This is a genomic window from Rhodobacter sp. (assembly GCA_020637515.1).
Taxonomy (GTDB): Bacteria; Pseudomonadota; Alphaproteobacteria; order Rhodobacterales; family Rhodobacteraceae; genus Pararhodobacter.
Window position 1 is genome coordinate 868,087 of record JACKKG010000001.1, and the last position, 22,963, is coordinate 891,049.

22 protein-coding genes and 1 tRNA gene are annotated in these 22,963 nt (G+C 66.2%); 15 read left to right on the forward strand and 8 right to left on the reverse strand.

The genetic code is table 11. The features are described 5' to 3' along the window. Positions 1-102: 102 nt before the first annotated feature. From H6900_04190 to H6900_04215, 6 genes are read left to right on the forward strand one after another with little or no spacing between them, the layout of a single operon-like run. A complete protein-coding gene (locus H6900_04190; GenBank protein MCC0072474.1) occupies positions 103-978 on the forward strand; it encodes a branched-chain amino acid ABC transporter permease in 876 nt (291 codons plus the stop codon). A gap of 4 nt (positions 979-982) precedes the next feature. Then, a complete protein-coding gene (locus H6900_04195; GenBank protein MCC0072475.1) occupies positions 983-2,062 on the forward strand; it encodes a branched-chain amino acid ABC transporter permease in 1,080 nt (359 codons plus the stop codon). Beyond that, positions 2,059-2,859 carry an ABC transporter ATP-binding protein gene (locus tag H6900_04200; protein ID MCC0072476.1) on the forward strand — a complete coding sequence of 267 codons (801 nt, stop codon included), beginning with the start codon at positions 2,059-2,061 and terminating at the stop codon, positions 2,857-2,859. The genes H6900_04195 and H6900_04200 overlap by 4 nt, the downstream gene beginning before the upstream one ends. Beyond that, complete coding sequence (locus H6900_04205) at positions 2,856-3,626, forward strand: ABC transporter ATP-binding protein (protein MCC0072477.1); 771 nt, start codon at positions 2,856-2,858, stop codon at positions 3,624-3,626. Before H6900_04200 ends, H6900_04205 begins: the two co-directional genes overlap by 4 nt. Continuing rightward, on the forward strand, positions 3,623-5,482 hold the full coding sequence (locus H6900_04210) for a long-chain fatty acid--CoA ligase (GenBank protein MCC0072478.1): 1,860 nt from the start codon (positions 3,623-3,625) through the stop codon (positions 5,480-5,482). The genes H6900_04205 and H6900_04210 overlap by 4 nt, the downstream gene beginning before the upstream one ends. Positions 5,483-5,527: 45 nt before the next feature. Beyond that, complete coding sequence (locus H6900_04215) at positions 5,528-6,718, forward strand: ABC transporter substrate-binding protein (GenBank protein ID MCC0072479.1); 1,191 nt, start codon at positions 5,528-5,530, stop codon at positions 6,716-6,718. A gap of 96 nt (positions 6,719-6,814) precedes the next feature. On the opposite strand, the gene gltB is transcribed toward H6900_04215, so the two are convergent. The 4 genes from gltB to H6900_04235 are packed head-to-tail and all read right to left on the reverse strand — an operon-like array spanning position 6,815 to position 13,947. Next, on the reverse strand, positions 6,815-11,353 hold the full coding sequence (gltB, locus tag H6900_04220) for a glutamate synthase large subunit (GenBank protein MCC0072480.1): 4,539 nt from the start codon (positions 11,351-11,353) through the stop codon (positions 6,815-6,817). 13 nt (positions 11,354-11,366) lie between these two features. Continuing rightward, positions 11,367-11,810 carry a GFA family protein gene (locus tag H6900_04225; GenBank protein MCC0072481.1) on the reverse strand — a complete coding sequence of 148 codons (444 nt, stop codon included), beginning with the start codon at positions 11,808-11,810 and terminating at the stop codon, positions 11,367-11,369. After that, complete coding sequence (locus H6900_04230) at positions 11,807-12,514, reverse strand: hypothetical protein (GenBank protein ID MCC0072482.1); 708 nt, start codon at positions 12,512-12,514, stop codon at positions 11,807-11,809. Before H6900_04230 ends, H6900_04225 begins: the two co-directional genes overlap by 4 nt. Further along, entirely contained in the window at positions 12,511-13,947 is a 1,437-nt protein-coding gene (locus tag H6900_04235) for an NAD(P)-dependent oxidoreductase (GenBank protein MCC0072483.1), read from the reverse strand. Before H6900_04235 ends, H6900_04230 begins: the two co-directional genes overlap by 4 nt. A gap of 211 nt (positions 13,948-14,158) precedes the next feature. On the opposite strand from H6900_04235, the gene H6900_04240 reads away from it, so the two are divergent. Then, positions 14,159-14,962, forward strand: coding sequence for an undecaprenyl-diphosphate phosphatase (locus tag H6900_04240; GenBank protein ID MCC0072484.1), 804 nt, complete (start codon positions 14,159-14,161; stop codon positions 14,960-14,962). On the opposite strand, the gene H6900_04245 is transcribed toward H6900_04240, so the two are convergent. Next, the gene (locus H6900_04245; GenBank protein ID MCC0072485.1) at positions 14,953-15,942 is read right to left on the reverse strand and encodes a complex I NDUFA9 subunit family protein; all 990 of its coding nucleotides are present in this window, start codon (positions 15,940-15,942) and stop codon (positions 14,953-14,955) included. The two genes, H6900_04240 and H6900_04245, sit on opposite strands and share 10 nt — an antisense overlap. Before the next feature lie 195 nt (positions 15,943-16,137). On the opposite strand from H6900_04245, the gene H6900_04250 reads away from it, so the two are divergent. From H6900_04250 to H6900_04285, 8 genes are all read left to right on the forward strand, one after another. Beyond that, positions 16,138-16,222, forward strand: a tRNA-Leu gene (locus H6900_04250). Between the two features lie 159 nt (positions 16,223-16,381). Further along, entirely contained in the window at positions 16,382-16,993 is a 612-nt protein-coding gene (locus H6900_04255) for a ribonuclease D (protein MCC0072486.1), read from the forward strand. Positions 16,994-17,000: 7 nt separating this feature from the next. Continuing rightward, complete coding sequence (locus H6900_04260; GenBank protein MCC0072487.1) at positions 17,001-17,618, forward strand: hypothetical protein; 618 nt, start codon at positions 17,001-17,003, stop codon at positions 17,616-17,618. A 9-nt stretch (positions 17,619-17,627) separates the two neighbouring features. After that, positions 17,628-18,125: an LptA/OstA family protein gene (locus tag H6900_04265; GenBank protein ID MCC0072488.1), complete on the forward strand. Its 498-nt coding sequence runs from the start codon at positions 17,628-17,630 to the stop codon at positions 18,123-18,125. Between the two features lie 6 nt (positions 18,126-18,131). Next, positions 18,132-18,872 (forward strand): LPS export ABC transporter ATP-binding protein, encoded by a 741-nt coding sequence (gene lptB / locus H6900_04270; protein ID MCC0072489.1) that lies wholly within the window; start codon positions 18,132-18,134, stop codon positions 18,870-18,872. 9 nt (positions 18,873-18,881) lie between these two features. Then, on the forward strand, positions 18,882-20,156 hold the full coding sequence (locus H6900_04275; GenBank protein ID MCC0072490.1) for an RNA polymerase sigma-54 factor: 1,275 nt from the start codon (positions 18,882-18,884) through the stop codon (positions 20,154-20,156). 81 nt (positions 20,157-20,237) lie between these two features. Beyond that, positions 20,238-20,804, forward strand: coding sequence for a ribosome-associated translation inhibitor RaiA (gene raiA / locus H6900_04280; GenBank protein ID MCC0072491.1), 567 nt, complete (start codon positions 20,238-20,240; stop codon positions 20,802-20,804). A 70-nt stretch (positions 20,805-20,874) separates the two neighbouring features. After that, entirely contained in the window at positions 20,875-21,339 is a 465-nt protein-coding gene (locus H6900_04285) for a PTS sugar transporter subunit IIA (GenBank protein ID MCC0072492.1), read from the forward strand. Between the two features lies 1 nt (position 21,340). Here the strand turns inward: H6900_04285 and H6900_04290 are convergent, their stop codons facing one another. The 3 genes from H6900_04290 to H6900_04300 all read right to left on the reverse strand — a co-directional run bounded on the left by H6900_04290 (position 21,341) and on the right by H6900_04300 (position 22,903). Beyond that, entirely contained in the window at positions 21,341-21,991 is a 651-nt protein-coding gene (locus H6900_04290) for an RluA family pseudouridine synthase (GenBank protein ID MCC0072493.1), read from the reverse strand. 29 nt (positions 21,992-22,020) lie between these two features. Continuing rightward, a complete protein-coding gene (locus H6900_04295; GenBank protein MCC0072494.1) occupies positions 22,021-22,359 on the reverse strand; it encodes a DUF2794 domain-containing protein in 339 nt (112 codons plus the stop codon). Positions 22,360-22,597: 238 nt separating this feature from the next. After that, on the reverse strand, positions 22,598-22,903 hold the full coding sequence (locus H6900_04300; protein ID MCC0072495.1) for a hypothetical protein: 306 nt from the start codon (positions 22,901-22,903) through the stop codon (positions 22,598-22,600). Positions 22,904-22,963: the final 60 nt, after the last annotated feature.

The following is a 22,963-nucleotide window of genomic DNA, read 5'->3' on the forward strand; positions in this document are numbered from 1 at the left end:
ACGAACCCCTCGAACCGCAATTCTGGGTTCAGGCGCCTGGAGAGGACCGGCACCGCCGACCAACGGCGGGTCAGGAGGGGCGCCGGTCTGGGAGGGCCACCCATGGATGTTTTGCAACTGCTGTTGAGCGGTCTCGCCAACGGCTGCGTTTACGGCCTTGTCGCGCTGGGCTTCGTGCTGATCTACAAGGCGACCGAAGCGGTCAATTTCGCCCAGGGCGATTTCATGATGCTGGGCGCCTATGTGATGGTCGGCCTGGTGAACCCGGAATACCTGGGCCTGAACTTCTGGCTGGCCGTGCCGCTCGCGCTCTTGATCCTCGGCGCGCTGGGCTATCTGCTGGACCTGACGGTGATCCGCTTCATGTTCGGCCAGAGCCAGACGGCAGTGGTGATCCTGACCATCGCGCTGGGCTATGTGATCCGTTTCGTGGCCGGGCTGATCTGGGGGCATGAACCCGTCAACCTGCACTCGCCGCTGGCGCTGGGCGATGTCCGCATGGGCGGCGTCGTGCTGAGCCTGGCGGATATCGCGGTGATCGTCGTCACGCTGCTGATGACGCTGTTCCTGTTCCAGTTCTTTCAGCGCACCAAGCTGGGGCTGGCGATGCAGGCGTCTTCGCAGAACCAGATGGCGGCCTATTACATGGGCATCCCGGTGCGCCGGGTGCAGGGGGCGGTCTGGGCGCTGGCCGGGGTCGTCGCCTGCGTCGCGGGGATTCTCTATGCGTCCAAGGGCACGCTGGCCATTTCCGCCGGGTTCATCGGCATCAAGGCCTTTGCGGCGGCGGTCATCGGCGGGTTCGGCAGCCTGCCCGGCGCGCTGATGGGGGGCATCATCGTCGGTGTGATCGAACCCTTTGCCGCCCGCTACCTGCCGACGGGCTACAGCCAGATCGCACCCTATGCGCTGCTGATCCTGGTCCTTGTTTTCCGTCCGCATGGCCTGTTCGCGCAGGTCCGCGTGAAAAAGGTCTGACGCCATGCGCTTTCATTTCAAGACGAGTTACGATCAGGACATCCGGCTGTTCCCCGACTGGTGGAACTTTTCGCTGTATGCCGCGCTGCTGCTGCTGCTGCTGGTCATGCCGTGGCTGATCGACGACTTTTACCTGGGCGAGGTCACGAACGTGCTGATCTGGTCCGTCGCCGGGCTGGGGCTGATGATCCTGACCGGGCAGACCGGGCTGGTCAGCCTGGGGCATTCGGCCTTCATGGCGCTGGGCTGCTACCTGACGGTAAACTTCATGGATGCAGGGCTGCCGTTCCTGGTGGCGTTCCTGCTGGCCGGGGTCGTCACCGGCGTGGTCGGCGCGCTGGTGGCCTTGCCGGCGCTGAAGCTGCACGGCGTCTATCTGTCGATCTTCACCCTGGCGCTCGCGATCCTGGCGGATGACATCATCGTCATCCTGGACCACTGGACCGGCGGCGTGAACGGCATCTTCGCGCCCGAGATCTGGATCTTCGGGTTCGAGATCAACCGCTGGGCCATGCCGGCCAGCTGGTATTACCTGGCGCTGGGCACCGCGCTATTCGTGACCCTGATCTATCGCAACCTGTTGCGCGCGCCGCTGGGCCGGGCCTTTGCCGCCGTGCGCGATTCAGAGATCTCGGCGCAGGCGATGGGGGTGGACGTGGCCCGCACCAAGACCCTGGCCTTTGGCTTTTCCTGCGCCTTTGCCGGCATGGGGGGCGCGCTGATGGGGCTGTTCGCGGGGGCCTTCAACAACGAGACCTTCAACTTCCTGCTGGCGATCCAGCTATTGATGATGATCATCATCGGCGGGCTGGGGTTCATCCACGGCGCCTTTCTGGGGGCGATCGTGATCGCCTTTCTGCCGCAGCTTCTGGCGATCGGCACCGATTCGCTGGGGATCAACAGCGTGCCGGGCCTGGAGACCGGCGTGTTCGGCATGATCCTGATCGCCTTCATCCTGTTCGAGCCGATGGGCCTGTATGGCCGATGGCTGAAAATCCGGACATGGCTGGAGCTGTTCCCCTTTGCCCGGCGTGACATGTTCCGCCGCCAGAAGACCTATCTCAAGACGGAGCGCCTGAGATGAGCCTTTTGACGCTTGAAAACGTGACACTGAAGTTCGGCGGCGTCACCGCGGTGAACAACTTGTCGATGTCGGTGAACGAGGGCGAGGTCTTCGCGCTGGTCGGCCCCAACGGTGCCGGCAAATCGACCGTGTTCAACATGATCAGCCGGTTCTACACGCCGGTGCGCGGGTCCATCGCCTTTGACGGCCGCGATCTGCTGGCGTGCCGGCCCAGCCAGGTGCCGGGCCTGGGCATCGCGCGAACCTTTCAGAACATCGAGCTGTTCGAACGGGCGACCGTGTTGCAGAACCTGTTGGTCGGCCGCCACCGCCACCGCAAGACGACCCTGATCGAAGAGATGCTCTTCATCGGTCGCACCCGCGAGCAGGAACGCCAGCACCGCCACGCGGTCGAGGAAGTCATCGACTTTCTGGACCTGCAAGCCTACCGCGACAAGATGATCGCCGGCTTGCCCTATGGCGTGCGCAAGGTGGTGGAACTGGCCCGCGCGCTGGCCACGAAGCCCCGGTTGCTGCTGCTGGATGAGCCGGCCTCGGGCCTCAGCGTCGAGGAAACGCAGGACATGCGCTGGTGGATCGACGACATCCGCCGCCAGATGGGCGTCACGGTTCTGATGGTCGAACACGACATGGGCCTGGTCAGCAAGGTCTGCGACCGGGTCCTGGCGCTGGCCGACGGCGCGAAACTGGCCGAGGGCACCCCGGCCGAGGTTCAGGCCCACCCCGCCGTGATCGAGGCCTATCTGGGCACCGCCGCGATTTCAAAGACCGCGAACGCGAAAGGAGAGCGGGTATGACCGCGCTGCTTGAGGTTCGGAACCTCGAAACCTTTTATGGGCCGATCATGGCCATTCGCGGCGTCTCGCTCGAGGTGCACAAGGGCCAGGTGGTCACCGTGCTGGGCGCCAACGGTGCGGGCAAGACGACCCTGCTGAAGACGATCTCGGGCATCATGGACCCGGAAAAGGGCCAGGTCCTGTTCGAGGGTCGGGAAATCCAGGGCCGCGAGCCGCACCAGATCGTCCGCCGCGGCATCGTCCAGGTGCCCGAGGGGCGCGAGGTCTTTCCCCTGCTCACGGTCGAGGAAAACCTGGCCCTGGGCGCCTATACCCGCACCGACAAGGCCGAGATCGCGCGCGACCGCGACCTGGTGTTCAGCTATTTCCCGATCCTCGCCGAACGCCGCCTGCAAGAGGCCGGCACCCTCAGCGGTGGGCAGCAGCAGATGCTGGCCATCGGCCGCGGACTGATGCTGAGACCCAAGATCATGCTGCTGGATGAACCCAGCCTTGGCCTGTCGCCCCTGCTGACGCAGGAAATCTTCACCATCCTCAAGCGGCTGAACACCGACGAGGGGGTGACGATGATGCTGGTCGAACAGAACGCCGCCGTGGCGCTGGATCTGGCCGACCAGGGCTATGTCATGGAACTGGGGCGTATCGTCATGGCCGATTCGGCCGAGAAACTGGCCGCCTCCGAGGACATCCAGAGCTTTTACCTGGGCCATGCCAACGAAGGCGCCCGCGGCGAACGGCGCTGGAAAAAGAGGAAGACCTGGCGATGAGCGGCGACAAGCTTCTGCGTGGCGTGCGCATCAACGCCCAGCCGATGACCCGCCCGGTGCGGATCGACGGTCACACCACCGTGCCCCGCCTGCTGCGCGCCCGGGCGCAGGAAAACGGCGATCACCCGGCACACCGTGAAAAGGACCTGGGCATCTGGCAGGCCTATTCCTGGACCGACTATCTGCATCATGTGCGCCTGATCGGCATGGGCTTGCGCGCGCTGGGGCTGAAACGGGGCGACGTGATCTCGATCCTGTCCGAGGACAACAAGGAATGGATGTATTGCGACATGGCCGCGCAATGCATGGGGGCCGTGTCGTCGGGTGTCTACACCACGGACAGCGCCAGCCAGTTGGCCTATCTGGTCAACGATTCGGGGTCGAAGTTCCTGTTCGTCGAAAACGAGGAACAGCTCGACAAGTTTCTCGAGGTCGCGGACCAGATGCCGGGTTTGCAGCGGGTCATCATCTTCGACCCTGAGGGACTGCACGCCTTTGCCCATGACAAATGCATGCTGCTGTCCGACCTTTACGAGATGGGCCGCCAGACCGACGACGAGGCCCTGTTCAACGCCGAGATCGACGCCGTGCAGCCCGGCGACGTGGGGGTGCTGATCTATACCTCGGGCACCACGGGCCAGCCCAAGGGGGTGCAGATCACGCAGGAAAACATTCTTGCCGGCATGGAAACCTCGCTCTACGGCCTGCCGTTCCAGAAGCACGCCGAACAGCTCTGCTTCCTGCCTCTGTGCCATATCCTCGAACGCATCGTCTCGCTCTATACGCCGCTGGTCGTGTCCTCGACGGTGAATTTCGCGGAAAGCCCCGAAACCGTGTTCGACAACCTGCGCGAGATCAGCCCGCATGGGTTCGTCGCGGTGCCGCGCGTGTGGGAAAAAATCTATTCCCGCGTGCTGGTCATGGCGCAGGAGGCGACGCCGCTGGGCCGCTGGGCCTTTGCCCGCGCGCTCAAGGCCGGGCAGGCCCGCGCCGCCTACACGATGGAGGGGCGCCCCGTCCCCGGCGGCACCGCGTTGCGCTACCGGATCTGGGATTTCCTGGTGCTGGCCAATCTGCGCCGGATGCTGGGCATGGACCGCATCGCCCAGGGCCTGACCGGCGCCGCGCCGATCTCGCCCGAGCTGCTGAAATGGTATCACGCGATCGGCGTGCCGCTTTACGAGGGGTTCGGCATGTCCGAAACCACCGGGGTCGCCACCATCAACCTGCCGGGGCACAACAAGGTGGGCTCGGTCGGGCGGCCCAATCCGGGGGTCGAGGTGCGCATCGCCGATGACGGCGAGATTCAGGTCAAGGGGCTCAACGTCTTTGGCGGCTATCTGAACAAGCCCGAAAAATCCGCCGAGGCCTTTACCCCGGACGGCTGGCTGCGCACCGGCGACGTCGGCCGGATCGAAGACGGTTATCTGACGATCACCGGGCGCATCAAGGACATCATCATCACCGCGGGCGGCAAGAACATCACCCCCGCCGAGATCGAAAGCCGGCTGAAGTTCAGCCACTACATCAGCGACGCGGTCGTCATCGGCGACCGGCGCAAGTATCTGACCTGCCTCATCATGATCGACCAGGAGAATGTCGAGAAATTCGCGCAGGACAACAAGGTGCCGTTCAGCGACTTTCGCAGCCTGTGCCGCGCCGAGCCGGTGCTGGATCTGATCCGGCGCGAGGTCGAGGACGTGAACCGGGAATTCGCGCGCGTCGAACAGATCAAGGATTTCCGCTTGATCGACGTGCTGCTGACCGCCGAGGATGAGGAACTCACGGCGACGATGAAGCTGAAACGCGCCACCGTCGAAACGCGGCACAAGGCGCTGATCGACGCGATGTATTAACAGGGCCCCGGAGGAGGGGCCCGCAAACGGGGAGGACGACACGACATGACGAAAACGATCCTGATGGCGGCCGCAATGGCAGCCACGGTGGTTGCGGGGGGCGCCGGCGCGCAGACCCGCGGCGTCACCGACACCGAGATCCTGCTGGGCGGCGTGCACGACCTGTCGGGCGTGTTCGCGGCGGTCTCGACCCCGGCGGTCAACGGCGCGAATCTGCTGTTCGAACAGGTCAACGCCGCCGGCGGCGTGCACGGTCGCCAGATCCGCTATCTGGTCGAGGATCACGGCTATCAACTGCCGCGCGCGACCCAGGGCTACAACAAGCTGATCGAACGTGACGGCGTCTTTGCGATGCTGCTGAACCTGGGCACGCCGCACAACCTGGCGCATTACCCGCTGATGGAACGGCGCGGCGTGCCGAACATGTTCCCGCTGACGGCCGCCCGCGCGATCCTGCCCGATCCGCCCGGGATGAACTTCACGTCGTTCTCCAGCTATTACGACCAGATCGCCGCCGGCATCCAGTATCTGCACGAGACGACCGGCGCGACGCATGTCTGCTCGATGTATCTGCCCACGGACTTCGGCGAGGAAATCGCCCTGTCCTCGCGCGAGACGGCCGAGCGGCTGGGCCTGACCTATGTCGATGAAACCACCCACCGCCCCGAGGAAGAAGATTTCGTGGGCGCGGTCAGCCGCCTGCGCGATGCGGGCTGCCAGATCGTCACGCAGGCTCTGGGTGTGCGCGCGGGCATCACCGTGGTCGGCACGGCCAAGCGGCTGGGCTGGGACGACGTGAGCTTCCTCACCTCGTCGGCCGGGTTCCTGGAACCCGTGGCGATGGTGCCGGGCGGCGTGACCGACGGGCTCTATGCCTCGGCGGGTTGGCAGGACCTGCGCGCGCGCGCCGATCAGCCGGCACCGGCCGAGTTCATCGCGGCCTATGAGGCGCGCTACGGCCAGCCGGCGTCGGGCTTCGCCATGCTGGGCTATACCGCGGCGCGTCAGGTGGTGATGGCGCTGGAAGCGGCCGGGCGCGACCTGACGACCGACAGCTTCCTGCAAGGGATGTACACGCTGGATTATGACGACGCGCTGCTGGGGACGCACATCCGCTTCTCGGCGGAAGATCACCAGGGCGCGAACGACATCTTCATCAGCCAGGTCGGCGGCGGCCAGTGGAATACGCTGGCCCGTATCGACGGCAACACGATGCAGGTCGTCCCGGTCGAGTGATCGCCCGGACCCGTGACAAGGGAAAGGGGCCGGTTCGACCGGCCCCTTTTCTTGCGCGGCGCATCGTAGGGTGCGTGCGAGCACGCACCTTACCCGTCATTCGGCGGGCATCGCCTGGACCTCGTGTGTCAGCGGGTGCGGCAGGTGCACCAGCATCTCCTTGGGGCAGACTTGCAGGAAGTGGCCCTTTTCCAGATCCCAGTGGCGCAGGATTTCGGTGCCGCGCTGGCTCTCGGTCGCCTCGACATGCTGCTCGATCAGCGATTTGAGCTGATCTTCCCAATGGGCGACCGTGACCGGGCAGGTGACCAGCGTCTCGGTGTTCATCAGGTTCAGCGCTGTGCCGTCGGGATCATAGACATAGGCCATGCCGCCCGTCATCCCGGCGCCGAAGTTGGCGCCGATGGATCCCAGGACCACCGCCACGCCGCCGGTCATGTATTCGCACCCGTTCGAGCCGCAGCCCTCGACCACGACCTGCGCGCCCGAGTTTCGCACCGCGAAGCGTTCGCCCGCCCGGCCCGCCGCGAACAGCTTGCCGTCGGTGGCACCGTAGAGAACGGTGTTGCCGATGATCGTGTTCTCGGCCGCCTTCAGCGGCGAGGACATGCGCGGACGCACCACGATCAGCCCGCCCGAAAGGCCCTTGCCGACATAGTCGTTGGCGTCGCCGAAAACCTCGAGCTTCAGACCGCGCACGCCGAAGGCACCCAGCGACTGACCGGCCGAGCCCGCCAGTTTGACCGTCAGGTGATCCGGCTGAAGGCTGTTCTTCATGCCGAACTTCTTGACGATATGGCTGGACGCACGGGTGCCCACGGTGCGGTGCGTGTTCCGCACCGCATAGGAAAGCTGCATCTTCTCGCCATCCTCGAAGAAACGGGCGGCGTCGCGGATGATCTCGCTGTCCAGCGTTTCCGGCACGGCGTTGCGCGGCTTGTCGCGGTCGTAGCGGATGTTGCGCGCGCCATCGACGGTGATCAGCATCGGGTTCAGGTCCAGATCGTCGAGATGCGCCGACCCGCGGCTGACCTGCGTCAGCAGGTCCGCCCTGCCGATGATCTCGTCGATCGACCGCGCGCCCAGCGAGGCCAGTATCTCGCGCACTTCGGTCGCGTAGAAGGTGATGAGGTTCACCACCTTGTCCGCACTGCCCGTGAACTTGGCCCTGAGGTCCGGGTTCTGCGTGCAGACGCCGACCGGGCAGGTGTTCGACTGGCACTGACGCACCATGATGCAACCCATCGCGATCAAAGCAGCGGTGCCGATGCCGAATTCCTCGGCGCCCAGCATCGCGGCCATGACGATGTCGCGGCCGGTGCGCAACCCGCCGTCGGTGCGCAGCGTCACCCGGTCGCGCAGGTTGTTCATCGCCAGCACCTGATGGGCCTCGGTCAGGCCCATTTCCCAGGGCAGGCCCGCGTATTTGACCGAGGTCGCCGGACTGGCCCCCGTGCCGCCGTTGTGCCCCGAGATGAGGATCACGTCGGCCTTGGCCTTGGCGACGCCCGCCGCGATGGTGCCGACGCCCGAGGACGCCACCAGCTTCACCGTCACCTTGGCGCGCGGGTTGATCTGCTTGAGATCGTAGATCAGCTGCGCCAGATCCTCGATCGAGTAGATGTCATGGTGCGGCGGCGGCGAGATCAGCGTCACGCCGGGGGTCGAATGGCGCAGGCGCGCGATCAGCGCCGTGACCTTCATCCCCGGCAACTGGCCACCCTCGCCGGGCTTGGCGCCCTGCGCGACCTTGATCTCCAGTTCTTCGCACTGGTTCAGGTATTCGGCCGTCACGCCGAACCGCCCCGAGGCCACCTGCTTGATCTTGGCCGACGGATTGTCGCCGTTCGGCTCAGGGTGGAAATGCGCCGGGTCCTCGCCACCCTCGCCGCTGTCCGACTTGGCGCCGATGCGGTTCATGGCGACGTTGAGGGTCTTGTGCGCCTCGGGCGAGAGGGCACCCAGGGACATGCCCGGGGTGACGAACCGTTTGCGGATCGAGGTGATCGATTCCACCTCTTCCAGCGGGATTGCGCGGCCCAGCGGCTTGAAGTCCAGCAGATCGCGCAGATGGATCGGCGGGTTGGCCTGCATCGCGGCGGAATACTTGCGCCACATGTCGTAGCTGGCACGGTCGCACGCCGATTGCAGCAGGTGCATGGTCTGCGCTTCCCAGGCGTGTTTCTCGCCCGAGCGCCGCGCCTTGTAGAACCCGCCGACCGGCAGCGGGCCGACCGGGGCCTTCCAGCCCTTGGCATGGACCTGCTCCAGCTTCCACTGGATGCCGTGCAGACCGATGCCGGAAATGCGGCTGTGCATCCCCGGGAAATATTCGGCCACCAGCGCGCGGCTGAGGCCGACGGCCTCGAAGTTCAGGCCGCCGCGATAGGACGAGATGACCGAGATCCCCATCTTGGACATGATCTTCAGCAGGCCCGCGTCGATCGCGTCGCGGTAGCGGCGCATCGCGTCGGTCAGCGTGCCGTCCAACAGGCCGCGCGCGATGCGGTCGGCGATCGTGTCCTGCGCCAGATAGGCGTTGACCGTGGTCGCGCCGCACCCGATCAGCACCGCGAAATAATGCGGGTCGATGCATTCCGCCGCCCGCACGTTGAGCGAGGTGAAGGTCCTCAGCCCCTTGCGCGTCAGCCAGGAATGCACCGCGCTGGTGGCCAGGATCATCGGCATCGGCACACGGCCTTCGCCCTGGTGTTCGTCCGTCAGCACGATATGACCCGAGCCCGAGCGCACCGCGTCTTCGGCTTCGGCGCGGATGCGCTCCAGCCCCAGGCGCAGCGAATCCTCGTTGGCGCGGTCGTCAAAGGTGCAGTCGATGGTCACGACACTGTCGCCGAACTGGGCGACCATGACCTTGAATTCCTCGTTCGCGATGAACGGGGATTCCAGCACCAGGATTTCGGTCTGCGCGCTGCTTTCGTCCAGCACGTTCTTCAGGTTGCCAAAGCGGGTTTTCAGGCTCATCACCCGGCTTTCGCGCAGGCTGTCGATCGGCGGGTTGGTCACCTGGCTGAAGTTCTGGCGGAAGAAATGGCTGAGCGGGCGATAGATCTTCGACAGCACCGCGGCGGGTGTGTCGTCGCCCATCGAGGCGACCATTTCCTTGCCGTCCTCGGCCATGGGGGTCAGGACCTGCTCGACCTCCTCCATCGAATAGCCGGCCGCGATCTGGCGGCGGCGCAGCGCCTCGCCCTGGAACATCGGCTGTTCGGGCACGTCCTTCAGCAGGTTGTTCAGCTCGACGATCTTCTCGATCCAGTCGCCGAACGGCTGGCTGGCCGCCAGGCGATCCTTCAGCGCCACATCGCGATAGAGCTTGCCGTCCTTCATATCGACGGCGATCATCTGGCCCGGTCCCAGCGCGCCCTTTTCGCGCACGCTCAGCTCGTCCACCGGCACCATCCCGGCCTCGGACCCGGCGATCAGCATCCCGTCGCCGGTGACGACATACCGCATCGGCCTGAGGCCGTTCCGGTCAAGCCCGCCGCAGACCCAGCGGCCATCGGTCATCGCCAGCGCGGCGGGGCCGTCCCAGGGTTCCATCACCGAGTTGCAATAGGCATACATGTCCTGCCAGGCTTTCGGCAGTTCCACCGTGGTCTTGGACCAGGCCTCGGGCACCAGCATGGTCTTGGCCATCGGGGCCGAGCGGCCCGAACGCACCAGAACCTCGAACACCGCGTCCAGCGCCCCCGAATCCGAGGCCCCCGCAGGGATGATCGGCTTGATGTCCTCGGCCATCTCGCCGAACGTGGACGAGGCCATGCGGATCTCGTGCGACTTCATCCAGTTGACGTTGCCCTTGAGCGTGTTGATCTCGCCGTTGTGGGCCAACATGCGGAACGGCTGCGCCAGCCACCATTGCGGGAAGGTGTTGGTCGAATACCTCTGGTGATAGATCGCAAAGGACGAGATGAACCGCTCATCCTGAAGATCGGGATAGAAAACGGCGACCTGTTCGGCCAGCATCATGCCCTTGTAGATGATCGAGCGGCACGACAGCGAGCACAGGTAGAGCCCCGAGATCCCCGCCGCCGCCGCCGCCTTTTCGATCCGGCGGCGGATCACGTAAAGCTCTCGCTCAAAGGTCTCGTCGTCGGTGCCCTTGGTGTTCTTGATGAGGATCTGCTCGATCTCGGGGCGGGTGGCGTTGGCCTTTTCGCCCAGAACCTCGGTGTTCACGGGCACATGGCGCCAGCCATAGATGTAATAGCCCATGCGCAGCACCTCGGTTTCGACGATGGTGCGGCAAAGTTCCTGCGCGCCAAAATCGGTGCGCGGCAGGAACACCTGACCCACGGCAATCAGCGCGTTCAGGTCGGGTTCGTGGCCGGTGCGGCGGATCTGATCGTAGAAGAAGGGCACCGGGATCTGCACATGAATGCCCGCACCGTCGCCCGTCTTGCCGTCGGCATCGACCGCGCCGCGGTGCCACACCGCCTTGAGCGCGTTGATCCCGTTCTCGACCACCTTGCGCGAGGGTTTGCCATCGATCGACACCACAAGACCCACCCCGCACGAGGCGTGCTCGTCCTCGCATTTGTAAAGGCCGTTCTCGTGCATCCAGGCGCGCTTGGCTTCCTCGGCGGCGACCCAGCTTTCGTCATAGACGGTCATGGCGATCTCCTTCTCACTCGCTGTCGAGCAGGCTGAATTTTTCGATGCAGTCCTGCCGGGTCATCAGGGTCCGGCCCTCACCCGCATAGGCATAGCTGTCGGGTTTGTGGTCGATGTAGATTTCGTTCGAGAATTCCAGCCCGTTCGGATCGTCGAACAGGCCGATGGGCAATTCGGTATCGCCGGCAAAGGGGCCGTCGGCGGTCACGCGGAAATAGAGATTCGATCCGCACTCGCGGCACCAGGCGCGCATCGCCCAGGGGCTGGTCTGGCGGGTCGCGACATGGTCCTCGCCCTGCCAGTCGATGTTGCCTGTCGGCACGGTCAGGCCCAGCAGGGCCGAACCCGTCCAGCGGCGGCACATCTCGCAATGGCAGGCGCCGAATTGGGTCTTGGTCAGCCGGGCGGTGAAACGCACCGCGCCGCACAGGCAGCCGCCAGTTCTGGTGTCGGTCATGCCGGGCCTCCGGGCTGGGGCTGGGGCAGGGCGCTCATCAGCGCGCTGCAACCGCGCGTCGGGGTTTCCGACATGAACCCCGGCTCGCCGGGATAGACGAATTCGACGGGGGTGGAATCGCGCGTGACCTGCTGGCCTTCGGCGTCGGTGAACCGCCGGATCCCCGAGAAGAACCGCCGATGCCGGGCCGAGACATATTCAGCCCCTTCGATCGTGGTCCGCACCTGGCCGTCTGGCGCGGTCACCTGAAAGGCGTATTCGGTGGCCAGCAAGGGTTCGCCGTCGATCGCGACATGTTCCCCGGTCAGGCGATCGTAACCGCTGATGCGCAGCGTTTCGCCGTCGCGGATCTCGGAAAAGACATAGCGGTTTTCGCCGGTGTCCAGCAGTTGCGACAGCGAAACCGGGTCTGCCCCGTCTTCGATGAACCGCGAGACCGCGCCGTCGGGCAAGCTTTGCGACCAGAGCCAGCGGCCCTCGTCATCGGTGCCCGCCATATAGAAGGGCCCGTCCTGGTCGAAATCGACGCGCAGGCGCGGGCCGCCGATGGACGGGCAAAGATAGTGGTGTTCGACCACGCAATCGGTGTTCTGCACGGTCAGATAGGCCGTGCAGTCGGGCGGCACCAGGGCAGCCTGCGCCGCCGCCGTCCCCGCGATCAGGGACAGCGCCAGGCCCGGGACGAGGCGCGCCGGCGCGGTCATTGCGCCGCGACAGCGGCGGGTTGCGCCAGATAGTCCAGGATCGCGTCGGCGGCCTCGCGGCCGTCGCGGATCGCCCAGACCACCAGCGAGGCGCCGCGCACGATGTCGCCCACGGCAAAGACGCCGGGCAGGCTGGACATGTGGGTGGCGTGGTCGCAGCGGATCGTGCCCCAGCGGGTCACCGTCAGCTCGGGCACGCCCCACAGCGAGGGCAGGGCCTCGGGTTCGAAACCCAGCGCCTTGATGACCAGGTCGGCGGGTTCCAGGTAATCCGCGCCCTCGATCAGTTCGGGCGACCGCCGCCCCGAGGCATCCGGCGCGCCCAGCCGCATCGTCTGCACCACCACCCCGGCGACCGCGCTGTCGCCCTCGAATCCGGCGGGCGCCGTCAGCCAGACGAATTCGACGCCTTCTTCCTCGGCGTTCTGGACCTCGCGCTGCGAGCCGGGCATGTTCTCGCGGTCGCGGCGATAGAGCAGCTTGACCGAGGCCGCGCCCTGACGAATCGCCGTGCGCACGCAGTCCATCGCCGTGTCGCCGCCGCCCAGGACCACGACGCGCTTGCCCTCGGCGTTCAGCACGCCCTCGTCATACGCCGGCACATCGTCGCCAAAGCTCTTGCGGTTGGACGCGGTCAGATAGTCCAGCGCCTTGACGATGCCGGGCAGGTCCGACCCCGGCGCTTTCAGGTCGCGCGACTTGTAGACGCCGGTCGCGATCAGCACCGCGTCATGCTTGCCGCGGATCGCGTCAAAGCTGATGTCCTCGCCCACGCTGCAATTCATCACGAATTGCACGCCCGCGGCCTCGAGCTGTTCGATACGGCGCAGGACGACCGATTTTTCCAGCTTGAAGCTGGGGATGCCATAGGTCATCAGCCCGCCCGCGCGGTCATAGCGGTCATAGACCGTGACCTGAATGCCCGCCCGGCGCAGCCGGTCGGCGGCCGACAGCCCGCCCGGACCCGCGCCGATGATGGCGACCGACTGGTCGCGTTCGGCCATCGGGGTGCCCGGGGTGACCCAGCCGTTTTCCCAGGCCGTGTCCGTGATGTATTTTTCCACCGCGCCGATGGTGACGGTGCCATGCCCGGACTGTTCGATGACGCAATTGCCCTCGCACAGGCGGTCTTGCGGGCAGATGCGGCCGCAGATCTCGGGGAAGGTGTTGGTCGATTGCGCGAGGTCATACGCCTCGTGCAGGCGCCCGGTCGCAGTCAACATCAGCCAGTCGGGAATGTTGTTGTGCAACGGGCAATGCGCCTGGCAATAGGGCACGCCACACTGGCTGCATCGGCTGGCCTGCTCCGCGGCCTTCTCGGCGGCGAATTCCTGGTAGATCTCGTCGAAATCCTCGCGGCGTTCATCGGCCTGCCGTTTCGAGGGCATCTCTTTTGGCTTGGTGACGAACTGAAGCATGCGCTGAACAGCCATGGCGGGGCCTCCCAATGTGTCGCGCAGACATACGACGATCCGTTTCGCAAGAAAAGTCAGTATAAGTTACCTATCGGCACTTTATTTCCCCTCTCGAAGGGTCCTCGGGCGCCGATCTGCCGGAAAAAAGGGACCAAACCGGACCTATTTTCGCTCTTTCGAATCCGCGAAAAGCCGGTAGTCTTCGCGCATCGTCATCCGGGACAGCGCGATGAGCTTTCTTCACCTCCTGATTCTGGCCTTGATTCAAGGCATTACAGAATTCCTGCCGATCTCGTCCTCGGCCCACCTGATCCTGTTCCCGCAACTGACGGGACTGGCGGACCAGGGCGTCGCGATCGATGTCTCTGTCCATGTCGGAACGCTGGCGGCGGTGATGCTCTACTTTCGCGCGGATGTGGCGATGGTGCTGCGCGGTCTGCCCGACCTGATTCGCGGCCGAATCGATTCGCCCGGCGCGCGCATGGCCTTTCTGCTGCTCATCGCCACGATCCCGGTGATGGCGCTGGGCCTGGTGCTGAAAGAAACCGGCATGATGGAGCGGATGCGCTCGATGGCGGTGATCGGCTGGACGATGCTGGGCTTTGGACTGGTGCTGTATGCCGCCGACAAGCTGGGCACCGAACATCGCCGGGCCGAAGGCTGGACCCTGCGCGACGCGATCGTCCTGGGCCTGTGGCAGGCGGTGGCGCTGATCCCGGGCACCTCGCGTTCGGGCAGCACGATCACCGGCGCCCGCTTTCTGGGATTCGAACGCCACGACGCGGCGCGGCTGAGCATGTTGATGTCGATCCCGACGATCATCGCCTCGGGCGCGCTGACGGCCCTGGACCTGGTCGAGACCGCCAATGCCCAGGCGCTGCACGACGGCACCGTGGGCGCGGTGATCTCGTTCCTGGCGGCCCTGGTGGCCTTGAAGCTGATGATGCGGTTCCTGGCCGCGGTCAGCTTCACGCCCTATGTCATCTACCGCGTGATCCTGGGGATCGTGCTGCTGTATATGGCTTATTCCTGACGGCGCAGGCCCTTGGCCGATTCCTTGATCGCCTCGTACTGACCGGCGGGGCGGAAGCGCCACAGATAGGTCGGCAGGATCAGGTCCATCGGAGTCGCCTCGATCCGCAGGGCCTTCAGCCCCTTGGCGCCGTCGCTCACCACGTTGTCGGTGGCCAGCGCGGCCAGCTGATCGCGGGTCAGTGTGGTGTTGGAATAGAGCCCCGCGGTCAGGACCTGCGCCGCGCCCAGCAGGCGTGCGGTCAGCCCGGCCATCCAGCCCGGCATGGACACGATCACCCGGCGTCGGCGGATCTCGGTCAGCATCATGGCCATCAGATCGTGGAAGCGCATCGCATCGGGGCCGCCCAGCTCATAGGTGCCGGCAGGGGCCTGCCCCATCGCGCCCTTGGCGATCGCGGCGGCCACGTCGTCCACATAGACCGGTTGCAGGCGCGTATCGCCGTGCGCGATGGGCAGCACCGGCGAAAAGCGCGTCATCGCGGCAAAGCGGTTGAAGAACCCGTCCTCGGGGCCGAAGATGATCGAAGGACGCAGGATAACCGCATCGGGGAACGCGGCCCTGACCGCCGCCTCGCCCGCGGCCTTGCTGCGCTGATAGGCGCTGTCCGACGCATCGCTGGCCCCGATGGCCGAGACATGCACCAGATGCGCCACGCCGGCCTCGGCCGCCAGGCGGGCCACCAGGCCCGCGCCGTCGGCCTGCACGGCCGAGAAGGTGTTCCTGCCCCGTTCGAACAGGATGCCGGCGCAGTTCACCACCGCGTCGGCCCCCGTGATCGCCGCCCGGACCGAGGCTTCGTCACGAATGTTGCACAGCACGGGCTCGACCTGTCCGACAAAACCGTAGGTGCGCACATAGAGCCGCTCGTTCGGCCGCCGGGTCGCCACGCGAACACGCCATCCGGCCTGCGCCATGCGCCGCGCGACATAGCGCCCCACAAAGCCCGAACCGCCCAGGATCGTGACCAGTTTCGTCATCTCGCCCTCCGCGCCATGCACCATCGCCTTGATTGCTCAATACCCCTGCACCCCCAGCGCCACAAGCCAAAACCAGACCGCCGCCCGGTCCCGCGCCGCACCGCGGCGAAAGAATTTTTGGCGCCCCTCGCGATTTTTTCGTGCCCCCCGTTGACACTATCCGGGCCCGGGGATAATCAGCCGCTCACGCAACCTGCCCAGGTGGCGGAATTGGTAGACGCGCAGGTTTCAGGTACCTGTGCCGCAAGGCGTGGAGGTTCGAGTCCTCTCCTGGGCACCAGTTCTTCGGAACGATGCAAAAGAAACCCAAGGCAACTTGGGTTTTTTTGTTTTTCAGGCCGCGCGCGGCGATGCCCCGGCGCAGGGCCTTGCGAAACCCCCTACCCAGAGCGGTCCCTTGGCGTTAGACCGACGCCCGGAACGGCTGACGAGGGGACCCATGGCGAACACGCTTTACAAGAACGATCTGCCCGACGGGCTGGACCTGGGGCCGGTGGTCGCCATCGACTGCGAGACGATGGGCCTGAACCCGCATCGCGACCGGCTGTGTCTGGTGCAGCTTTCGGGCGGCGACGGCAACGCGCATCTGGTGCAGATCACGCAGGACCAGACCGACGCGCCCAACCTCAAGCGCCTGCTTGCCGATCCAGCGGTGTTGAAGCTGTTCCATTTCGGGCGGTTCGACATCGCCGTAATGTATCACCGCTTTGGCGTGCTGGCGGCGCCTGTCTGGTGCACCAAGATCGCCTCGAAACTGGTGCGCACCTATACCGATCGGCATGGGCTGAAATACCTGCTGTCCGAATTGCTGAACGTGGACATTTCCAAGATGCAGCAATCCAGCGACTGGGGGGCCGACCAGATCACCCCGGCGCAAAAGGATTACGCGGCCTCGGACGTGCTGTATCTGCACCGCCTGAAAGAGTCGCTGGAAACCATGCTGCGCCGCGAGGGCCGGATGGCGACCGCGCAGGCCTGTTTCGATTTCCTGCCGCATCGTGCGGCGCTGGACCTGGCGGGCTGGCCCGAGGTGGACATCTTCGCGCATTGACATGAGCATGACGGACCAGAGCCCGCGCCAGACGCGCTATTCCCGCACGGTCGGCATCCTGAAGGTGGTGCTGCCTCTTGTGGCTCTGGTCATGCTGTCGCTGGTCTTTCTGACGGCTCGCACCATCGACCCGCGGCTGGCGATCCGCACCGCCGAGATCGACGTCGAGGATCGCGCCCGCGACCCGCGCCTGTCGGGCGCGCGCTTTGCCGGGGTGACGGATGACGGCGCCGCGCTGACCATCGTCGCCGAAACCGCCCGGTTCGACCCGCACGCGGCGCTGAAACTCGATGTGACGGGCCTGACCCTGCATCTCGAGGGGCGGTCGGGCGAGGATCTGTCCGCCACCGCCTCGGAAGGGGTGATCGACCGCGGCGCGGGGCGGTTCTCGATGTCGGGCGGTCTGGATCTGTCCGTGACCCCGGGCTATGCGCTGCACACCGAGACCCTGACCGGCCTGCTGGATTCCACCCGGATCGAGGCCCCCGGCCAGATCACCGGCAGCGCCCCGGCGGGGGAAATCACCGCCCAACACATGCTGTTGCAAGCCGATTCGACCGATGGCGCCGGTTACCGGCTTGTTTTTGGGGGCGGTGTAAGGTTGTTATATCAGCCAGAGAATTGAGGAAACCGAATGTCGCGTCTCGTCCCCGGCCTGATCCTGGCGCTGTTCGCGCTTGCCGCGCCCGCCCTGGCCCAGGATGGCGTGCCGATCAGTTTCGGGCAATCGCTGCGGCTGGACGGGTCCGCGCTTGAGGTGACGGCCGACACTTTGCAGGTGGACCAGACAACCGGCGCCTCGGAATTCTCGGGCAATGTGCTGGCGGTGCAAGGTGACATGCGGATCGCCGCCGGTGCCCTGCGGCTGGAATACGCGCCCGGCAACAGCGAAGGGTCGCAGCGGATCAGCCGGCTGATTGCCTCGGGCGGGGTGACGATGGTGACGCCAGCCGAAGCGATGGAGGCCGATCAGGCCGTCTGGTCGCTGGATGCGCAAACCCTTGAAATGACCGGCAACGTGATGCTGCTGCAAGGCCAGAACATGTTGTCGGGGCAACGGTTCGTCGCCGATCTGCGCAGCGGCGCGGGGCGCATGGTCGGCCGGGTCCGCACCACGATCCGCACGGACTGATCCCTGATGAACGACCGGACCCAGGACGATGGCGGGCTCGAAATCGCCGGGCTGCGCAAAAGCTACAAGCGCCGCCCGGTGCTGCGCGGCATCGACCTGACCCTGCGCCGGGGCGAGGTCGTCGCGCTGCTGGGTCCGAACGGATCGGGCAAGACGACGTGTTTCTACTGCGTCGCGGGCCTGGTTCCGGCGGACGGCGGGCGGGTCAGCATCGACGGAACCGACGTGTCCGGCTGGCCGATGTATCGCCGCGCCCGCATGGGGATCGGCTATCTGCCGCAGGAAATGTCGATTTTTCGCGGCCTCACGGTCGAGGACAATATCAAGGCGATCCTTGAGATCACCGAACCGGACCGCGCAACCCGCGAGGCGCGGCTTGAGGAGTTGCTCGACGATTTCTCGATCGCGCGGCTGCGAAAGTCGCCGGCGCTGGCCTTGTCGGGCGGCGAGCGGCGTCGCGCCGAGATCGCCCGCTGCCTGGCCTCGAACCCGTCCTTTGTGTTGCTGGACGAACCCTTTGCCGGCGTGGACCCGATCGCCGTGGGGGATATCCGCGCGCTGGTGTCGGATCTGACGGCGCGCGGAATCGGCGTGCTGATTACCGACCACAACGTGCGCGAGACGCTTGAGATCGTGGACCGGGCCTATATCCTGCATGATGGAACCGTGCTGATGAGCGGCACGGCGGACGAGGTGGTGGCCGATGCCGATGTGCGCCGGGTCTACCTGGGCGACAGCTTTCGCTGACGGGTGCGCATGGCGCTGAACCCGCGCCTGGAACTGCGCCAGGAGCAGCGTTTGGCGCTGACGCCTGCGGTGCGTGTGCGCCTGTCCGTGCTGCGCATGAGCCCGACCGACCTGGACGAGGAAATCGCCCGCGAGGTTGCCCGCAACCCGTTTCTTGTGGTGGACGCGCCGCGGGGTGGGGCGCAGTCGCTGCCCCTGGCCGACGATCTGGCCGCCCCCGTGCAGTCCTTTCACGAGGATCTGCGCCGCCAGCTCGCGCTGATGGACCTGTCGTCGCCCGTTCGCGCGGCGGCCCTGCTGCTGGTGGGCGAGTTGGGCGAGGACGGGCTTCTGGGCACCGACATCGACACACTGGCGGCCGAGTTGGCGATCGACCCCGCCCCGTTGCACGCCGGACTTGAGGCCCTGCAACGCTGCGACCCGGTCGGCGTGGGGGCGCGCGATGTGCGCGACTGCCTGCGCCTGCAACTGGAGGACCGCGGCCTGGACCGGGCGGCGGCCCTGGCCACGCTGGACCTGCTGGCGGTCTTTGCCCGGCGGGACTGGCCCGCGGCGGCGCGGGCGTTGGGGCTGACCCCGGCCCAGGCGCGCGACCGGGCGGCGATGCTGCGCAACCTGTCGCCCCGGCCCATCGCGCCGGGTCTCAATGACCGCGCGGTGACCCTGCGCCCTGACCTTCGGCTGGTGCGCCACGACGACGGCACGCTGTCGCTGTTGCCCGACGACGGCGCGCGGCCGGCCGTGGCGCTCGACCTTGCCATGGTCCGCCGGGCCGAGGCCGAGGGCTTTGCCGCCGAACTCTTGCAGCGCGCCCGGGCGCTGATCGCCGCGCTGGACATGCGGGGCCAGACCCTGACCCGAATCGGTGCCTGGCTGGTCGGCCGGCAAGCCGGCTTTTTCACCGACGGGCCCGGGGCGCTGGCGCCCGTGACCCAGGCGGCGCTGGCCGCCGATCTGGGCCTGCACCCTTCGACCGTCAGCCGCGCGCTGTCGGGCAAGGCGGTCGATGTGGACGGGCGCCTGTGGCCGCTGTCGGTGTTCTTTTCGTCTGCGTTGGCGGGGGCGGACGGGCCGGTTTCCGCAAGGGCGGTGCAACGGCGGGTTGCGGAACTGATCGCCGCGGAACCGTCGCATCGTCCGCATTCCGACAACGCACTTGCCAAAATCTTGCGCGAGCAGGGCGTTGACATCGCACGCCGAACTGTCACCAAATACAGGGAAGGCCTGCGCATTCCTCCGTCATCGACGCGCCGCAGACTGGCCGCCGAACGGCGCGGGGAATGATCCGCAACGACAGGCCGAGAACGGCGGAACGCCCAGGTTCATACCGACCCCGGGTTGTCCGTCAGCACGAAGGAGAGGCCCATGCGGTACCAGATCAGCGGAAAACAGATCGATGTCGGCGATGCGCTTCAGTCGCATGTGAAAAGCGAACTGGGCGAAGTGATGGACAAGTATTCCCAACGCCCCACCGACGCGATCGTTGTGTTTTCCCGTGACGGCCACAACCATGTTTGCGAATCGACGGTGCATCTGTCGACCGGGCTGACGGCCCAGGCCAAGGGCCAGGCCGCCGATATCTATGCGGCATTCGATGCGTGTTGCGAACGCATGGACAAGCAATTGCGCCGTTACAAGCGGCGTCTGAAGGACCACCACCGGGACCGGCCCGGCCCGGTTGAATTCGCCGGGGCATCCTCGTATATCCTCGCCGCTGAGGATGATGCGGACGGAACCGAGCCCGACTCGTTGCAGCCGATGATCATCGCCGAGATGGAAACGCGGATTCCGCAGATCTCGGCCGGTGAGGCGGTGATGCAGATGGAGCTGGCTCAGTCCAAGCTGCTGGTGTTCCGAAACGAGCGTCACGGTGGCCTGAATGTGGTCTACCGGCGCGACGACGGGAACATCGGCTGGATCGATCCGCAGTGACGTTTCGGGCCCCGCGCGGCGCAAGTCGCCGGGGCCCACTCACCAAGGCGAAGAAGGCAGGAGCAACTGCATGGAACTGGCCGATCTGTTGACCCCCGGATCCATCCGGGTCTGCAACGCCGTGAAAAGCAAGAAGCGCCTCTTTCAGGACCTCGCCGAAATCGCCTCCAGCGCCCACGGGATCGACGAATCGATCGCCATCGACGCGTTGCAGGAACGTGAAAGCCTGGGGCCGACGGGTGTCGGCCACGGGGTGGCGCTGCCGCACGCCCGCATCGACGGTATCGAACGGGTTCGCGGCATCTTCATCCGCCTGGACCGCCCCCTGGATTACGGCTCGGTCGATCGTGCGCCCGTCGATCTGGTCTTTGCGCTGTTTGCCCCGCGCGATGCCGGTGTCGAGCATCTCAAGGCCCTGGCGCTGGTCTCGCGCACGCTGCGCGACGCGGGCGTCTGCGCCAAGCTGCGCCAGAACGAAGAGCCCGACAAACTGTTCGCCATCCTGACCGAGCACCCTGACAGCAAGGCCGCGTGACCTAGAACGGCACCGGCGCGCGAAAACGCATCGTCGCCCCGCTGGACGGGTGGCGCAGGCGCAGTTCCTCGGCGTGCAGCATCAGCCGAGGGTAGTCGCGCGCCGCCCCCGTGGCATAGAGCGGATCGCCCAGGATCGGGTGCCCCAGCGACAGCATGTGCACCCGCAACTGATGGCTGCGCCCGGTCAGGGGCTTCAGCGCCATGCGGGTGTTGTCCCCTTCCGTCCGCAGGGCGCGCCAGTCGGTTTGCGCGGGCCGCCCGTTCACCGGGTCCACCATCTGCCGGGGCCGGTTCGGCCAATCGACGGTCAGCGGCAGGTCCACGCGGCCCTTGGGCGCGCTCAGGTGGCCGGCGACCAGTGCGATATACCGCTTCTGGGTCTTGCGCTCTTCGAACTGGCGGCCCAGATGCGCCTGCGCCTGTTGCGTCAGCGCAAAGACAATCACCCCCGAGGTGTCCAGATCCAGCCGGTGCACCAGACGGACCTGGGGGTGTCGCGCCTTCAGCCGCGCGATCAGGCAATCCGCCCGATCCTCGCCCCGCCCGGGCACACTGAGCAGGCCCGAGGGCTTGTCGGCCACCAGAAGGTCGTCGTCGAGATGCAGGATCACCGGATCGCCCGGCGGCGGGGCATAGATGAAATCGCTCATAGCCCCGGGGCTTAGCGCGGGCCGCGGGGTCAGTCCAGCGCGCGCAGGAGTTTGCGCTCAAGCGGGGCGAGCACGCTGCGCAGGGTGGTGCCGCGTTTCAGCACCTGGCCTTCGGGGCCGAACAGCGCATACAGCCCTTGCCGGTTTCGCAGCGCGGGGATCTTTTCGATCCGATACAGCGGGTTTTCGGCCGCGCGGCGAAAGATCGAAAAGACCGCGCGGTCGCGCAGGCAGGAAATCCCGTAGTCGCGCCACAGCCCGGCGGCAACGTGGCGGCCATAGACGGACAGGATCTCGCCCAGTTCGAATCGGTCGAAACTGACCTGTTCGTAGGGATGCGACGGGGGAACGGTGTTCTGGACGTTCATGTCGGAATCGTGACGCCGGCGGGCACGGAAATCAAGGGATTCGCCCGGCCAGGGGGGCAAGTCGGGTCAATTTTCCCCCGCAAAACCACCCCAAAACCGTGAAAACGCCATGGTCGGCGGGGATACTGACACCCATGTAGCTGGTAGGGCGCGTGTCGCTGAGCGGGGGGCCCCCACCTTCCACGACGGGCACGCGAAGTCCGGCGGGCCGGGTGCCGTTCGCATCCGGCCCGTCCCTTTATCCACACGACAGCGCGACGATCCGGCGCCGGTTCTGGCGGCTGACCTCGACGTTCAGGCGGCGGGGATTGTAATCCATCGTCACCGGGTCGCCGGTGGCGAACACGCGGATCGGGCCGGCCACCGGAAACGATTCGGGCACCGGACCGCCGACCAGATGTTGCAGACCGGCCGCGCCACAGGCGTCGGGCTGGATCGGGCGCGCCGGCGGGGCGGCCCGGCCCGGCGAAACCCGGGGTCCCGCGGCCCCCGGCGATCCCGGCGCGATCCGCGGCGGTGCGCGATCCGCTCTGGCCGGTTCCATGCGCGGCGCCGTCGGACCCGAGGGCGGCGGCGCCGGCTGGCCGGTCATCTGGCACGCGCC

Coding starts and splice junctions, on each gene's coding strand:
- H6900_04190 (MCC0072474.1), top strand. CDS start 103: ATGGATGTTTTGCAACTGCTGTTGAGCGGTCTCGCCAACGGCTGCGTT.
- H6900_04195 (MCC0072475.1), top strand. CDS start 983: ATGCGCTTTCATTTCAAGACGAGTTACGATCAGGACATCCGGCTGTTC.
- H6900_04200 (MCC0072476.1), top strand. CDS start 2,059: ATGAGCCTTTTGACGCTTGAAAACGTGACACTGAAGTTCGGCGGCGTC.
- H6900_04205 (MCC0072477.1), top strand. CDS start 2,856: ATGACCGCGCTGCTTGAGGTTCGGAACCTCGAAACCTTTTATGGGCCG.
- H6900_04210 (MCC0072478.1), top strand. CDS start 3,623: ATGAGCGGCGACAAGCTTCTGCGTGGCGTGCGCATCAACGCCCAGCCG.
- H6900_04215 (MCC0072479.1), top strand. CDS start 5,528: ATGACGAAAACGATCCTGATGGCGGCCGCAATGGCAGCCACGGTGGTT.
- gltB (MCC0072480.1), bottom strand. CDS start 11,353: ATGACCGTCTATGACGAAAGCTGGGTCGCCGCCGAGGAAGCCAAGCGC.
- H6900_04225 (MCC0072481.1), bottom strand. CDS start 11,810: ATGACCGACACCAGAACTGGCGGCTGCCTGTGCGGCGCGGTGCGTTTC.
- H6900_04230 (MCC0072482.1), bottom strand. CDS start 12,514: ATGACCGCGCCGGCGCGCCTCGTCCCGGGCCTGGCGCTGTCCCTGATC.
- H6900_04235 (MCC0072483.1), bottom strand. CDS start 13,947: ATGGCTGTTCAGCGCATGCTTCAGTTCGTCACCAAGCCAAAAGAGATG.
- H6900_04240 (MCC0072484.1), top strand. CDS start 14,159: ATGAGCTTTCTTCACCTCCTGATTCTGGCCTTGATTCAAGGCATTACA.
- H6900_04245 (MCC0072485.1), bottom strand. CDS start 15,942: ATGACGAAACTGGTCACGATCCTGGGCGGTTCGGGCTTTGTGGGGCGC.
- H6900_04255 (MCC0072486.1), top strand. CDS start 16,382: ATGGCGAACACGCTTTACAAGAACGATCTGCCCGACGGGCTGGACCTG.
- H6900_04260 (MCC0072487.1), top strand. CDS start 17,001: ATGACGGACCAGAGCCCGCGCCAGACGCGCTATTCCCGCACGGTCGGC.
- H6900_04265 (MCC0072488.1), top strand. CDS start 17,628: ATGTCGCGTCTCGTCCCCGGCCTGATCCTGGCGCTGTTCGCGCTTGCC.
- lptB (MCC0072489.1), top strand. CDS start 18,132: ATGAACGACCGGACCCAGGACGATGGCGGGCTCGAAATCGCCGGGCTG.
- H6900_04275 (MCC0072490.1), top strand. CDS start 18,882: ATGGCGCTGAACCCGCGCCTGGAACTGCGCCAGGAGCAGCGTTTGGCG.
- raiA (MCC0072491.1), top strand. CDS start 20,238: ATGCGGTACCAGATCAGCGGAAAACAGATCGATGTCGGCGATGCGCTT.
- H6900_04285 (MCC0072492.1), top strand. CDS start 20,875: ATGGAACTGGCCGATCTGTTGACCCCCGGATCCATCCGGGTCTGCAAC.
- H6900_04290 (MCC0072493.1), bottom strand. CDS start 21,991: ATGAGCGATTTCATCTATGCCCCGCCGCCGGGCGATCCGGTGATCCTG.
- H6900_04295 (MCC0072494.1), bottom strand. CDS start 22,359: ATGAACGTCCAGAACACCGTTCCCCCGTCGCATCCCTACGAACAGGTC.
- H6900_04300 (MCC0072495.1), bottom strand. CDS start 22,903: ATGGAACCGGCCAGAGCGGATCGCGCACCGCCGCGGATCGCGCCGGGA.